This window comes from Bacillus licheniformis DSM 13 = ATCC 14580 (assembly GCF_000011645.1).
GTDB lineage: Bacteria > Bacillota > Bacilli > Bacillales > Bacillaceae > Bacillus > Bacillus licheniformis.
The window spans coordinates 2,988,506-3,001,348 of sequence record NC_006270.3 but is presented as its reverse complement, the minus strand read 5'-3'; the positions used below and the strand labels follow the sequence as shown (position 1 = coordinate 3,001,348).

Annotated in this window: 13 protein-coding genes and 1 other annotated feature (1 of these 14 running past the window's edge); of the genes, 7 read left to right on the top strand and 6 right to left on the bottom strand. The window is 43.4% G+C overall.

What is annotated here, in order from left to right; all coding sequences use genetic code 11:
* Window positions 1-212, top strand: a binding site (T-box leader) (it extends 29 nt beyond the left edge of the window).
* A gap of 47 nt (window positions 213-259) precedes the next feature.
* Both tyrS and TRNA_RS43930 read left to right on the top strand, forming a co-directional pair.
* Complete coding sequence (gene tyrS, locus TRNA_RS36915) at window positions 260-1,525, top strand: tyrosine--tRNA ligase (protein WP_025806244.1); 1,266 nt, start codon at window positions 260-262, stop codon at window positions 1,523-1,525.
* A 132-nt stretch (window positions 1,526-1,657) separates the two neighbouring features.
* On the top strand, window positions 1,658-1,804 hold the full coding sequence (locus TRNA_RS43930; protein WP_003184427.1) for a hypothetical protein: 147 nt from the start codon (window positions 1,658-1,660) through the stop codon (window positions 1,802-1,804).
* A 50-nt stretch (window positions 1,805-1,854) separates the two neighbouring features.
* On the opposite strand, the gene TRNA_RS36910 is transcribed toward TRNA_RS43930, so the two are convergent.
* Entirely contained in the window at window positions 1,855-2,274 is a 420-nt protein-coding gene (locus TRNA_RS36910) for an Lrp/AsnC family transcriptional regulator (RefSeq protein WP_009329380.1), read from the bottom strand.
* Window positions 2,275-2,406: 132 nt separating this feature from the next.
* On the opposite strand from TRNA_RS36910, the gene TRNA_RS36905 reads away from it, so the two are divergent.
* Complete coding sequence (locus TRNA_RS36905; RefSeq protein WP_009329379.1) at window positions 2,407-3,168, top strand: MBL fold metallo-hydrolase; 762 nt, start codon at window positions 2,407-2,409, stop codon at window positions 3,166-3,168.
* A gap of 495 nt (window positions 3,169-3,663) precedes the next feature.
* Window positions 3,664-4,101, top strand: coding sequence for a DUF805 domain-containing protein (locus tag TRNA_RS36900; RefSeq protein WP_003184421.1), 438 nt, complete (start codon window positions 3,664-3,666; stop codon window positions 4,099-4,101).
* 289 nt (window positions 4,102-4,390) lie between these two features.
* Here TRNA_RS36900 and TRNA_RS36895 read toward each other — a convergent pair whose 3' ends face one another.
* Together TRNA_RS36895 and rpsD are read right to left on the bottom strand one after the other, a co-directional pair.
* Entirely contained in the window at window positions 4,391-4,621 is a 231-nt protein-coding gene (locus TRNA_RS36895) for a hypothetical protein (protein ID WP_003184419.1), read from the bottom strand.
* Window positions 4,622-4,922: 301 nt separating this feature from the next.
* The gene (gene rpsD / locus TRNA_RS36885; protein ID WP_003184416.1) at window positions 4,923-5,525 is read right to left on the bottom strand and encodes a 30S ribosomal protein S4; all 603 of its coding nucleotides are present in this window, start codon (window positions 5,523-5,525) and stop codon (window positions 4,923-4,925) included.
* Between the two features lie 329 nt (window positions 5,526-5,854).
* On the opposite strand from rpsD, the gene TRNA_RS36880 reads away from it, so the two are divergent.
* Window positions 5,855-7,555, top strand: coding sequence for a sensor domain-containing diguanylate cyclase (locus TRNA_RS36880; protein WP_009329378.1), 1,701 nt, complete (start codon window positions 5,855-5,857; stop codon window positions 7,553-7,555).
* Window positions 7,556-7,568: 13 nt separating this feature from the next.
* Here TRNA_RS36880 and TRNA_RS36875 read toward each other — a convergent pair whose 3' ends face one another.
* A complete protein-coding gene (locus TRNA_RS36875) occupies window positions 7,569-8,063 on the bottom strand; it encodes a GAF domain-containing protein (protein ID WP_003184413.1) in 495 nt (164 codons plus the stop codon).
* Between the two features lie 128 nt (window positions 8,064-8,191).
* On the opposite strand from TRNA_RS36875, the gene refZ reads away from it, so the two are divergent.
* The gene (refZ, locus tag TRNA_RS36870; RefSeq protein ID WP_003184411.1) at window positions 8,192-8,830 is read left to right on the top strand and encodes a forespore capture DNA-binding protein RefZ; all 639 of its coding nucleotides are present in this window, start codon (window positions 8,192-8,194) and stop codon (window positions 8,828-8,830) included.
* On the opposite strand, the gene hisJ is transcribed toward refZ, so the two are convergent.
* A complete protein-coding gene (gene hisJ / locus TRNA_RS36865; protein ID WP_003184409.1) occupies window positions 8,823-9,635 on the bottom strand; it encodes a histidinol-phosphatase HisJ in 813 nt (270 codons plus the stop codon). The genes refZ and hisJ overlap by 8 nt on opposite strands.
* A 188-nt stretch (window positions 9,636-9,823) precedes the next feature.
* Here hisJ and ezrA point away from each other — a divergent pair, with 188 nt between their 5' ends.
* Window positions 9,824-11,518, top strand: a complete 1,695-nt coding sequence (ezrA, locus tag TRNA_RS36860; RefSeq protein ID WP_003184408.1) for a septation ring formation regulator EzrA — start codon at window positions 9,824-9,826, stop codon at window positions 11,516-11,518.
* A gap of 60 nt (window positions 11,519-11,578) precedes the next feature.
* On the opposite strand, the gene TRNA_RS36855 is transcribed toward ezrA, so the two are convergent.
* A protein-coding gene (locus TRNA_RS36855; RefSeq protein ID WP_085959889.1) for an IS3 family transposase occupies window positions 11,579-12,741 on the bottom strand; the annotation gives its coding sequence in 2 pieces (ribosomal slippage) (window positions 11,579-12,465 and window positions 12,465-12,741; 1,164 coding nt in all).
* Window positions 12,742-12,843 lie beyond the last annotated feature (102 nt).

The window sequence follows — 12,843 nt, the reverse complement described above, 5'->3', positions numbered from 1 at the left end:
GCATCCTTCCCTGTCTTAGAGAGCTGATGGCCGGTGAAAATCAGCACATATGGATGGTTTGAATTACACTCATGAACCGCTTTTGCGAAAAAAGCCTTCCGGGCTTTCTGTAGCAGAAGAACGGAAGCTTTTCCGTTATCAACGAGAGTGAAAAGAGCGCGGCCATGCGTTCTTTTAAGCAGGGTGGTACCGCGATTTTTATCGTCCCTTCGTTTTTGCGAAGGGGCGTTTTATTTTGGAAAAAAGGAGCTAATTGATGATGACACACATACTTGATGATTTGTCCTTCAGGGGACTGATTCAGCAGCAAACCGATGAAGCAGGCTTGAGAGAACTGCTCGATAAAGAGAAAATCAGCTTATACTCCGGATTTGATCCGACAGCTGACAGTCTGCATATCGGCCACCTGCTGCCGATTTTAATGCTTCGCCGCTTCCAGCTGGCCGGACATCGTCCGATTGCGCTCGTAGGCGGGGCGACGGGCCTTATCGGCGATCCGAGCGGAAAGAAAGCGGAGCGCACGCTGAACAATGAAGAAATCGTCCGCGAATGGTCGCAGAAAATCAAAAACCAGCTTTCGCGTTTCCTTGATTTTGAAGCTGAAGAGAACCCGGCGATCATGGCGAACAACTATGACTGGATCGGCAAAATGAACGTCATTGATTTCCTGCGCGATGTCGGCAAAAACTTCGGAATCAATTACATGCTTGCCAAGGATACGGTAAGCTCCAGAATCGAGACAGGCATATCTTATACTGAATTCAGCTACATGATCCTGCAGTCTCTCGATTTCTTGAATTTGTACAGAAACCAGGAATGCAAGCTTCAGATCGGCGGAAGCGACCAGTGGGGCAACATCACATCAGGTCTCGAACTCATCCGCAAATCCGAAGAGAATGCAAAAGCTTTCGGATTGACGATTCCGCTTGTGACAAAAGCAGACGGCACGAAGTTCGGAAAAACGGAAGGCGGCGCGATCTGGCTTGATAAAGAGAAAACGTCGGCGTATGAGTTTTATCAGTTCTGGATCAATACCGACGACAGGGATGTCGTGAAATACTTAAAATACTTCACTTTCTTATCAAAAGAAGAAATTGAAGATCTCGCTGAAAAAACAGAGACGGCGCCTGAAAAACGCGAAGCGCAAAAGCGCCTCGCCGAAGAAGTGACCGTTCTTGTACACGGCCGTGAAGCGTTTGAGCAGGCCGTCAACATCTCAAAAGCACTGTTCAGCGGAGATATCAAACAATTGACAGCTGAAGAAGTAAAAGTCGGCTTTAAAGGGGTTCCTTCCCTGGAGGTCGAGAAAGCGGATGAACTTCCTCTTGTTGAAATACTCGTCCAATCAAAGCTGTCTCCGTCTAAACGGCAGGCGCGCGAAGATATCACGAATGGCGCGGTATACGTTAACGGCGAGCGCCGCACCGATGTTGCGGACGTCCTCACCGCCGACGACCGCATCGAAGGACAGTTTACCGTCATTCGCCGCGGTAAAAAGAAATACTTCCTGCTGACTTATAAGTAATCAAAAAAACTCTTGCCAAACGGCAAGGGTTTTTTTGTGTCAACATGTTTCATGTATGTTCATTCAGGAAATGTCAAAAATATAGATGTAATAGGTAGAGCGTTTCCATCGTTGAAGAGGGAGGAATGTAGCATGAACCTGTTCATTGCAGCCAAAGAGAAATTTATGGAAGATTACCACAAGCAGCTGGAAACGGAACGAAAACAAGAGGTGCAGCAGTCGGCTGACGGATACAATCAATTGAATCAGACGGAAAATGCAGCAAAGCGGCTGAAGTAGAGGGTCTTTAGAGGCCCTCTTTTTTATCAATAAAACGGCCGGCAGTCTCTTTACCCACCCGTTTTATTGATAACGATCGACAGTTTATAATTTGCATGATGGTTTAAGTCTATTAAAAATTGGTCCAACTGTTGATTTGACGGAAACTTGCATTCAAGAAGATAACAGCCGTCTCCGCTGATTTTATAGTTATGAATGATGTATTTCTGCTGTGCTTTAATAAATGAAAGATAAGGCTTATGATAAGTGCTTTTTGTATAGATATTGATAAAAGCGTGAATAAAACACCCGAGTTTCACTTGATTCACTTGTATGGTATAACCTTCAATCACTCCTTGATCCTCTAATTTAGCAACCCTTGCTGAAGCCGCCTGGCCTGTCAAATGAACTTTCTCTCCTAATTCCTTCATGGTCATCCGGCTGTTTTTTGATAATTCCTCTATGATTTGCTTGTCTGTATGATCCAGCATTTCATCAAATCCTCTCAAATGAACGTTTTTCAAAAATCAAGTCAAACGCTGTAAAGACTTGATTTTATCTATTTAAATGTTGATCGGTCATAGTATAAACTAATCGTAAATGAAAGGAAAGGCATGATAACTATGAATATTCAACAAATTCGAAATGCAACATTGGCCGTCAAATATGCGGGCAAAACATTTTTAATAGATCCGATGCTGGCTGAAAAAGGCGCTTACCCTCCTTTCCCGAACTCAGCAAGACAAGAGCAAAACAACCCTTTGGTCAGCCTGCCTGTGCCAACCGACGAGCTCGTCAAGAATACAGACGCAGTCATCGTCACTCATCTGCATTTAGATCATTTTGACGATGCTGCCAAAGATCTGCTTCCGAAAGAAATCAAACTGTTTGTCCAAAATGAAGCAGATGCTGAGGAAGTGAGAAAAGCCGGTTTTCAAAATATAGAGGTCTTAACAAAAGATACGGTGTTTGAGGGGATTCAATTAATCAAAACAAAAGGCGAGCATGGGAGGGGAGAGATATTAAAGCTTGCCGGAGAAGTGTGCGGCGTTGTCTTCAAACACTCAAAGGAGAAAACGCTGTATGTGGCAGGGGATACAGTTTGGTATGAAGGTGTCCGGGAAGAAATCGCTGCGCATCAGCCGGACGTCATAGTCGTTAACGGAGGAGACAATCAGTTCTTTGAAGGAGGGTCTCTTGTGATGGGAAAAGAGGATATTGCTGAAGTCTATCAAGCTGCACCTAAGGCCACAATCATTTCCAGTCATATGGAGGCTGTCAACCATTGGACTTTATCACGAAAAGAATTGAAGAGCTTCATTCAGGAAAAAGGAATGTCCTCGCGCGTACTTGTGCCGGATGACGGCGAATCTTACACATTTTAATATATGACAGGTCAAAGCCGTAAAAAACAGACAGTGAACTTCTGTCTGTTTTTTAATTCTTCTTCGAGACCAGAGATGTAATCAATGCCTCCGGCGGGATTCGAACCCGCACTCCTTCCGTAAGCATAGGCTAGGGGAGAACACGCTTCCCTACGGACTTTCACCGACAGGAATTCCACCTGTCTCAGCTATTTGCTTTTCGGTGCTTCTGAAACCCTTGCCTTGCGACCCGTTCCTACAGTGTTTTACGGCGCTCTTCCCTTCTAGAGCTACGGAGGCGAAATGAATGATTCATATTATACAGAAGCAATGGTTAAATGGAAACGGTATATTGTTTTTCCTATGATATGAATGTAAGCTCAAAGCCCATAGAAAAAATGTTCTTTCCGAACAGGCATCAAAACATCCCTTCAAGTAAATGGTCGAAAATGATATTTTATGGTATAATTCATATGTTTTTCGCAAATTTATAGATTTGGCAGTGGAGGAAATTGTATGAAGTGGTATTGGAGAGGCTTGAAGAATTATGCGAATTTTGAAGGGAGAGCAAGACGAAAGGAATACTGGTTGTTTCATGTATTTAACGGCATCATATGCTTTATATTATTTATCTTATCATTAATGGTAGTAAGTTTATTTATTTCAGGAATCATGACAGCAGAAGGATATGACAGATATCAAGTAGGATATATTATTGGGTATGGCGGGGGGTTCCTCGGATACATTCTCATCTTTATTTATCAGTTGGCTGTTTTGGTGCCTTCTTTGGCTGTCAATGTCCGCAGGCTGCATGATACCGGGAGAAGCGGCTGGTGGATTTTAATTGGCTTTTTGCCGATTATCGGTGCTGTCATTCTGCTTATTTTTTACTGTCAGGCTGGCGAAGCAAAAGAAAATCAATATGGACCAAATCCAAAAGTAAATGTATCGTAAATTGGCCCCCAATTGTTAGAAAATCATCTGGCGATTGGGGTTTTTTTATATACTGAAGCAGACCTGAATTTTTGATTTTATTGAGCAACCCTTCAATAATATCATCGGAGCTTTGTTCAATGTGCCAGCAATACCGAAGAGTGTTTGGCGGTATCACTCTCAGCAGCGATTGAGGATCGTATGGTGATACCGGAGAACAGTCAAATCGGCGAGACTAAATAAAAGCAGTCGCTGAAGTTCAGTTGTGGCTGCATCGCGACACGGATCTCGGTCCTTTTTCGGAAGCTTTTTATAAATAAATCGCACACCATCCCGCTAAAACCCCCATAACAAAGCAGTCGTTGCTGTCCATTTTCTTGCCGTGTTTAAGAAAGACATTCAAAGCCCAATTCAGTTTAGTGCCCTCCGCCGTCTTTGTAACCCATTTTTTGCTGATATTGTAGTACATGACTTTGAAAAGGGCGAATGCAACTGAACAGAATACGTAGAACAAGACAAACTTAGCAAAAAACAAAAGCATTTGTCGGCCACTCCTCCGCTTTCAATTGTCTAACCAACGATTTAATTTTACCGAAGATGTTTAAAGGAGAAAAGGAGATGTTTGCTTGTGAGAAGGTACCTTACTCTTATGAGGCGGGTCTGTTTTATTCCGGCGGGCGAATTTCGAACCAGGATGAATGTGATCACAGATATCATTTGAAAGTGAATCATCAGATCTATCAGCAGCCAGAATCAACGGGGAGTAAACAAAAAACCCTAGAATCGTTGGGATGTCAACAATTCTAGGGTTTTTGCCCATGCTCTTTAAAGAGCATTTTCTATTAACGAGAGTAGAACTCAACGATCAGCGCTTCGTTAATCTCAGCAGGAAGCTCAGAACGCTCTGGAAGGCGAGTTAGTGAACCTTCAAGCTTTTCAGCGTCAAAAGTCAGGTATTCAGGAACAAAGTTGTTCACTTCAACCGCTTCTTTAACGACAGAAAGGTTTTGAGATTTTTCACGAAGTGAAATCGTTTGGCCAGGTTTAACTTGGTAAGACGGAATGTCAACGCGGCTTCCGTCAACAAGAACGTGACCGTGGTTTACCAATTGGCGTGCTTGGCGGCGAGTGCGCGCCAGGCCAAGACGGTAAACGATGTTGTCAAGACGTGACTCAAGAAGAATCATGAAGTTTTCACCGTGTTTACCGGCCATTTTCGCAGCTTTGTCAAAAAGGTTGCGGAATTGGCGTTCGTTCACACCGTACATATGGCGAAGCTTTTGCTTTTCTTGCAATTGCAAACCATATTCTGATAGTTTTTTACGCTGTCCCGGACCGTGAGGACCTGGTGCGTAAGGACGTTTTTCTAATTCTTTACCCGTACCGCTTAAAGAGATGCCTAAACGGCGGGATAATTTCCAGCTTGGACCTGTATAGCGAGCCATAATGTGACTCCTCCTTTGGTTTTATTTTTGTGAAAATAAAACCCATCTGTTCAATTCAGCCATGTCCATTTTGTTTTCATGTATCCTCGCTCCAGCAGCAAAGAGTTACACGATACACCTTAATAAATAAGGAACAAAATGAAACATAGAAGCAGAACAAAAAGGCTGCATTATTTCACACAAAGAAGATTATATAATGTCCGCCGGGCAAAGTCAACCATTCATGGATCGTCCCGAAAGGAACGGACTGTTTATAAGTATATAGTCCTGTTTTTGTGATATAATCAGGAAAATAAAATACAAAAAACGGATTTTTTAAGGTGATGACCATGAATAAACAAACTGAAGACCTATATCTGACTTTTCATCAAAAGCTGTTTCAATTTTTTTTAAAAAAGCCGGCCGTCTCGTACGACGACTCTGTTGCCTGGCTAAAAGCGGCAGCAGAGTCATTTTTTTCGTTTATATCTCTAACAGTGCAGCCTTCTTCAAGACTGCAGGGATCGAGAGGCGACGGTGATCCGATCAGACGAGTGAGCGATTATCATACCATTATAACAATAGAAGAAAACAGCAAATATATAGAACTTTCATGTCAAAAGAAACATAAATTACCAGAACGTCTCGCGGAATCCATTCATCTGTTTTTGGTGCATTGTCTGGAGCTTGACGCATTATTTCGTGATGAGCTTAAGAAAACAAAGATTTATGAAAAGACGGAGCTGCTGCATGAGCTGATGGATCAGGAGCAGGTGCTGAAGACAATGCTCGAAAGCTTAAGGAGTGTGTTTCCTTTTTTAACGTATTGTCTTTTCTTGTCATACGATGAGGATCAATACATCAACCTCCCTGCGATAGAGTTGGATGTGCAAAGCGAATCGACCGATTCTTTTGCCTTGGAGGCATACTTATCAGGACAGGAGAAGAGCAAAAATGAAGCGGAAGTATACATTCCGATTAAAGGCCGGCAGGGAACGTACGGCGTTTTGAAAGCCTTTGGACCAGGCGCTGCCGATACGGCAGCGGATATATGCATTATTTCGAATGCGGCAGGGAAAGCATTTGAAAATTCACGGCTTTACGAACAGTCGCAGAATATGATTTCAAATTTGGAGCTGATTAATGAAACATCGCATCAGCTGAACCGGACGAAACGCCTTCCGGATATGATGAAGAGCTTGTCCGAAAGGCTGATCAGTTCATTCGGCGCCGAAGAGGTGGGCTTTTTTTATAAAAATCACTTAGGAAAGGAAACCCTGCTGCCGGAAAGCACTAGTTTTTTTCAGACGGATGAGGCCCTTCCATACATCCGCTATGTCAAAGAGAAGATATCAGAGGAAAACGGGGTGTTTGTCGGAAACGGTTCTTCGCTTTTTGGGAATGAAGGATATGCTTCATTAATGGGCGTTCCGATGCTGGAAAATAATGAAAACAAAGGGTTTGTCATCGTGTTGAAAAAAAACGTCTGCTCCTTTTCGTTTGAGATGTTTAAGCTGTTTCAGACGCTGATCAGGCATTCCACGCTCGCCGTATCGAATTTGATGCTGCGCGACCGGCTGAAGTATCTTGTTCAGACAGACCGTTTGACAGAGCTCTACTCGAGAAGCCATCTCGATGAGAAAATCGGGTACAGTATGAAATTGGACGAGAGCGGCGTCCTCGTATTGATCGATATCGATGATTTTAAACAGATTAACGATACGTACGGCCATCAGAAAGGCGATGATATTCTTATACAAGTCGCCCGGGTGATCCAGCGAAACATCCGCGATCAGGATGTCGCAGCAAGGTGGGGAGGAGAAGAGCTTGCGGTATACTTGCCGAAAGCAAGGCTGAACGCCGGTGAAATGCTTGCCGAAAGGCTCATAATGCTTGTCAGGGAATGTACGGATCCGACGGTGACGATTTCGTGCGGGGTATCCCATTGGTCTCAGGATCGTCCGAAATCTTTATCCGACCTTTTTAAAGAAGCGGATGTCGCGCTGTACAATGCAAAGCGGAACGGGAAAAACAAGTTTATGACACATTAAAAAAGAGCCGGAATTACCGGCTCTTTTCGCTTAAACGCTCTCCAAGCTTCTCCGTGAACTTTTTCAAATAATACTCATCAGTTTCATCGAAGCGGTTTTTAATCGGGCTGTCGATATCGAGCACTCCGATGATGCTCCCGTCAACTTCAAGCGGAACTACGATTTCGGATTGGGACGCTGCATCACACGCAATGTGTCCGGGGAATGCGTTCACATCTTCAACGCGCTCGACCCGGCCGTTTGTATAAGCGGTGCCGCAGACGCCTTTCCCGAACGGGATTCTTACGCATGCAGGAAGTCCCTGGAACGGCCCGAGCACAAGCTCACCGTCTTTGGCAAAATAAAAGCCCGCCCAGTTGACGTCTTCCAATGATTGATACAAAAGAGCGGAAGCGTTTGCTGTATTGGCGATCATATCAGGTTCGCCTTCTGTCAGCGCATCGATCTGTTTGAGGAGAAGCTCGTATTTTTTTTCTTTACTGCCTTCTGTTTTTTCGACATGAAACATTATATTTCCCTCGCTTTTTCTTTGAAATGGCAAAAACGCGCTTGCCGTGATGCTATTTGTCGAGCGCTTTTTACAGGAACAACTCCGCTTGAAGTGGAATTGTTTTAAGTAAGAAGGGGTGAAACAAGATGGGATCAAACGCTACTCCAACCACGAAGGACAGGATCATCGAATCTGCCGTGGAACTGTTCAACCAAAAAGGTTTTTCAGGAACATCAGTCCGCGAAATTGCCCGAGCAGCCAATGTCAATGTCGCCCACATCTCCTATTATTTTAATGGAAAAGGCGGGTTAATGGAGCATTTAGTATCCCGTTTTTATGAAGGCTATTTAAGAATCCTTGAAAAGGGCCATGAACGCCTTCAGGATGCAGGTGCAACGGATTGCCTTCTTCAATTGGTTTTTGATATTCTATCGTATCAGCATGAACATCGTCAATTAACTCGGTTTGTCTATCGCGAAGTCACGATTGATTCCACACTGAATCGTGAAGTGATGTCGACATATTTAACGAAAGAAAAGTACATTCTCCATCTGATCATTGAAAAGGGAAATGAGGACAACGAATTTTCCCGTTTTCCCCTTTCCCATTTTATGATTCAGCTGAAGTCGCTTTTAATGATGCCTTATCTGCAGCCTCAATATATTTCAGAAGTGCTTTATGTACAGCCGCACGAGCCGTACTTTTATCAGGCGTATTACAAGGAAGTCAAAACATGGCTTCTCAGTCTGTTGTACAGAGAGCGTCGGCAAGCCGCCGTTATTTAACAAAGCGGCTCTCAAAATGTTCGTAACCAAATCCGGCATCCTCTGCTTGGTGGGCGTCAGACCCAAAGACAAGCGGGATGTTTTTTTGTTCCGCTTCTTTTATCATCCATTCTTCCATATAGACGTTGCCTGCATAAGGCTTGCGGAGGCCGGCCGTATTAAAGTCAAGTTCAAGTCCGCGTTTTGCGGCTTCATCCAGACAGGAGGAGACCGATTTTCTAACGCTTTCCGACATCGTATACGGAAACAGCTTCACAAATTTTTTCGCAAGCGTGATGTGGCCGATTCGTTTTGGCTTAAATGCTCCCAACGGTGATACAATGGAAGAATAGATTTCGTCATAATAGGCGAGATAAACCTGCTCTGTGCTGCCGTAGCAGTCGATCAGCTGCTGAAACGCTTTTTCATCGTAGTCAAGACAGATGTATGAAGATCCAGCCGGCAAAAAATGAACGGACAGGATGCTGTCGTCAAGATGTGTGCCGTACTGATCGAGAAAAGCTTTCGTTTCATGTTCAAAGGCGCGGATATAATCGACTTCAAGACCGATCAAAATGTCAAGCTGTCCTCTGTATTCTTCCTTCAGTTCGGTCAGCCGTTCAATATAGCGGCCCAGCTGGGAGATCGGCATGGCGCTGTCTTTCTCCGGAGTCGGATCAATAAATGAAGGCGGAAGCGGCGCGTGCTCAGTAAAGGATACGGATTGGAAGCCTTTTTTGCACAATTCTTCTATATAATATCTGAATTCGTCTTTTGATCCGTGCGGACAAAAGGGAGAATGAACATGACCGTCTCGTTTCAGCATGATGTCACCCCGTAAAAAAATAGTCAGATGTTGTCACTTTGATGTAAAAAAATTAAAAATTCTGCTCAAAAAATGTTGGTTACATGGTATCATAAGAACAATGAAAACGATAGTTTAACTTCATTTTTACATAACAATTTCAAATATCATACCCTGACAGAACAAGATAAACAGCAAGGGGGCTCATTATGGAGTTTGTCATTGGCTTACTGGCGTTATTTTTAATCTTATTCGCTACGGGCTACTTATTCAGAAAAAATATATATAAAGAGATCGACCGTTTAGAAGCTTGGAAAATCGAAATCATGAACCGTTCGATTGTGGAAGAGATGTCAAAAATCAAGCATCTGAAAATGACGGGGCAGACTGAGGAATTCTTTGAAAGATGGCGCCGGGAATGGGATGAAATCGTCACCTCGCATATGCCCAAAGTCGAAGAGCTTCTGTTTGAAGCCGAGGATTGCGCCGACAAATACCGTTTTCAAAAATCGAAACAGGTGCTCGCGCATATTGAGAATCTTTTATCAGCGGCTGAGTCCAACATTGAAGACATCTTAAAGGAAATCGCCGATCTTGTCTCAAGCGAAGAGCAGAACCGCAAAGAAATCGAAGAGGTAAAAGAACGTTATACAAAAGTGCGGAAAAACCTTTTGGCATACAGCCACCTGTACGGAGACCTCTATGCGAAAATTGAAGCCGACCTCGATACCGTGTGGGAAGGCATTAAACAGTTTGAAGAGGAAACAGAAGGCGGAAATTACATAGAAGCCAGAAAGGTGCTGCTTGCCCAAGACCGTTTGCTTGAAGAGCTTCAATCATACATAGACGATGTGCCGAAACTGCTTGCCAGCTGCAAGCAGACAGTTCCGCAGGAAATCGCAAAATTGAAAGCCGGCTATCAGGAAATGATCGATAAAGGGTATAAGCTCGATCATATTCAAGTGGAGAAGGAGCTCGAAAACCTTTTGAAAGAATTGAAGCGCGCTGAAGATGCGCTTTTGGACGAGCTTGATTTAGAGGAAGCCGCCGCAATCGTGCAGATCATTGATGAAACGATCCAGACGCTGTATAACCAGCTCGAGCATGAAGTCGAAGCAGGGCAGGAAATTTTGGGCAAAGTGCCTGAGCTTGCCGCTGCATTGGAAAAGCTTGAAGCCTCCAAAAAGGATACCGAAGCTGAAACCGAGCTCGTCAAGAAAGGCTACAGACTGACTACCGGCGAACTGGAGAAGCAGCAGTCATATGAAAAGCGCCTTGAAATGATCGAAAAGCAGTTCGAACAAGTGAGAGAAAGGCTTGATCAGAAACATGTCGCCTACTCGCTGTTAAAAGAAGAGCTTGCCGATATCGAAAAGCAGATGGAAGCCGCGCAACGGGAGCATGACGAATACAGGGACATGCTGCAAATGCTGAGAAAAGAAGAGCTTCAGGCAAGAGAGCTTCTCAAGCAATTGAAGCAGACAATCAAGGATACGGCGCGCAGCCTGGAGAAAAGCAATGTTCCAGGCATCCCGGAGGCCATAACCGAAAAGATCCGACAGTCGCAGACGACTGTGCAGAAAGTGACAGAACAGTTGAATGAGCTGCCGCTGAACATGGATGCGGTGAACGAACGTCTTCAAGAGGCGGAACAGCTTGTCACGGAAGTGAAAACAAAGACGGACGAACTGGTTGAACTGGTTTTGCTGATCGAACGCATCATTCAATATGGCAACCGCTTCAGAAGCCAGGACCGTATCCTTTCCGAACAGCTGAAAGAAGCAGAAAACTGTTTTTACGCATATCAGTATGAAGAGGCTTACGACATAGCCGCCAGAGCGGTGGAAAAAGCGTCGCCTGGAGCAGTGGCCCGGCTTGAAGCGGACGCGAAGCAGCCTGAATAAAGCAAAAACCCGGCATGTAAAGATGAACTGACCCGTTAAAATGAGACTTAGAAAAAACACCTATGCTGCCTGTCCCCTGTATTCCAGTGGGGACAGGTAGTTTAATTTTGCCTGAATTCGTACATGATTATATCGATACATGTATTGATTTACAATTTGTACTACTTTAGAATTGGATATAGATGCTCTACTTTGAGCGTTAAATCCTTCCGACTTTAGCGAGGAGTGAAAGGATTCAATGACGGCATTATCATGGCAGTTTCCTTTTCGAGACATGCTTGTGGTAATGCCTTTTTCTTTGGCCAAATTCTGATATGCATGTGAAGTATAGACAGATCCCTGGTCGCTATGAAGAAGTAACCCTACTGGTTTACGTAATTCTACAGCTTCCCTCAATGTGTCTAATACTAGGTTAATATCTTGGCTCGTACCTATTTTGTAAGCCACTATTTCGTTGTTATATAAGTCCATAATCGTTGATAAATATAACATAGTCGAGCCATAAGGTAAGTAGGTAATGTCGGTTACCCATTTTTCATTTAATCGGCTTGCTTTAAAATTACGATTGAGAGTGTTCGGCACAATAATATTACTCTCACCACAAATGTACTTTTGTCGCTTCTTCTTAACTTGACACTGAATCTCAAACTTTTGCATAATTTTTTGTACAGTTTTGCGGTTTACATTTATCCCATACTTTCTGTTTAAGATGGATTTAATTTTACGATGACCATAGTGATAGAAGTTTTTCTTACACAGCTTGATTACTAGCTCTTCTAATGAAGTTAGCTCAACTTTTTTATACTTCTTTTTCCAACGGTAATATGTTGACTTAGGTATGCCTAATACTCCAAGAATATCAATTATTTTAAAAGTGGCTGAGAGTTCTTCTACAACTTGGACAATGACTCGTGGCTCCAACTCCTTTCGATCTCCTGGTACTTTTTTATAATTGCCAATTGAGCCTCTAGCTGTTTATTCTTTAGTTTTAATTCTTCTAGCTCACTCATTTCCTCCGATTCTTTACCGTAGGAATATTGTTTTCCAACTTGTTGCGAAAATCGATAGGTTTGGCCTGTTTTGTACCATCGCATCCATGTTTTAATTTGAGTCTTATTTTTTATCCCCAGTTGTTCCATTATTTCTTTGTTTGTCATTCCAGCTTGTTTCATTTTAATTACTTCCCATTTTACTTCTTCTGCGTAATGTACTCTTGTGCCCATAGAAAAACACCCTCCTAAGAATCATATTGTATTAATACGATTCAGGGGGTGTTTTTTCCTTGTCTCATTTATTTGGGTCTCTCCAAAGATGTGTGCCGGGTT